This window comes from Xinfangfangia pollutisoli (assembly GCF_020179405.1).
In the GTDB taxonomy this organism is placed as follows: Bacteria; Pseudomonadota; Alphaproteobacteria; order Rhodobacterales; family Rhodobacteraceae; genus Pseudogemmobacter; species Pseudogemmobacter pollutisoli.
In genome coordinates, this window is the sequence record NZ_JAICBZ010000179.1 from 1 (window position 1) to 1,202 (window position 1,202).

Here is a 1,202-nt window from a genome sequence, read left to right on the forward strand (position 1 = left end):
CACCTGCCCGCCCGGCGCCACGACCACCGCGCCCACCGGCACCTCGCCCCGCGCCGCCGCCGCCCGCGCTTCTTCCAGCGCGATCGCCATGAAGGATCGGAACCCGCTCATTGCCTCTTCATCCCGGCTCCAATACTCTGCATCGTCCGGGGGTGCCGAACCCCCGGGGCTCAGCGCCCGCGTGAAAGGTTCCCCCGGATGGCCGACAAATCAACCCCCAAGGCGCCGCAGGGCGCCGCGCCGGACGGCGAACGCATCGCCAAGGTGCTGTCGCGCCGCGGCATCGCCTCGCGCCGCGAGGCCGAACGGCTGATCGAGGCCGGCGAGGTCACGGTCAACGGCAAGCGCATCGACAGCCCGGCGCTGAACGTCACCGCGAAGGACCGGATCACCATCTCGGGCCAGCCCCTGCCCGAGGAAGAGCCCTCGCGGCTGTGGCTGTATTACAAGCCCGAGGGGCTGGTGACTTCGGCCTCGGATGAAAAGGGCCGCGATACGGTGTTCGACCATCTGCCCGAGGACATGCCCCGGGTGATGTCGATCGGCCGGCTTGACCTGAATTCCGAAGGGCTTTTGCTCTTGACCAATGATGGCGCGCTGAAGCGGCGGCTGGAACTGCCCTCGACCGGCTGGCTGCGCAAATACCGGGTGCGGGTGAACGGCAATCCGGTCGATCCCGATCTGGATCCGCTGCGCAAGGGAATCGTGGTGGATGGCGAGACGTTCCAGCCCATGCATGTGGTGCTGGACCGGGTGCAGGGCGCCAATGCCTGGCTGACCGTGGGCCTGCGCGAAGGCAAGAACCGCGAGATCCGCCGGGCGATGAACGCGATCGGGCTGTATGTGAACCGGCTGATCCGCGTCTCGTACGGGCCGTTCCGGCTGGGCGACCTGCAGCCCGGCCAGGTCGAGGAAGTGCGCGCCCGCGTGCTGCGCGACCAATTGGGCGAAGGCGGCGAGACCGAGGCCGAGGCGCCGAAACCCGCGGCCCGCGCCGGGCGTCCGGCCCGACCGGGTGGCAAGCCCGCGGGGAAGCCTGCGGGGAAGCCCGCGCCGCGCGGTGAGGGCCGGGGCGACGCCCGTGCCGACGCGCGCCCGAACGAACGGCCGAACGCACGGCCGGGGGCCAAGCCCGCCGGCGCGCCGCGCAAATCCGCGGGCGGGGCCGCCCTGCCCCGGCCGGCAAAGCCCGGCGACGGGGT

The 1,202-nt window shown here is 71.8% G+C and carries 1 protein-coding gene and 1 pseudogene; one reads left to right on the plus strand and one right to left on the minus strand.

Annotated elements, in window-relative coordinates; genetic code table 11:
- A pseudogene (locus K1Y73_RS21910) lies at positions 1–111 on the minus strand (nucleoside deaminase); the annotation flags it as partial.
- Between the two features lie 87 nt (positions 112–198).
- On the opposite strand from K1Y73_RS21910, the gene K1Y73_RS21915 reads away from it, so the two are divergent.
- On the plus strand, positions 199–1,202 hold a 1,004-nt coding region (locus K1Y73_RS21915), incomplete at its 3' end, for a pseudouridine synthase (RefSeq protein ID WP_225030533.1).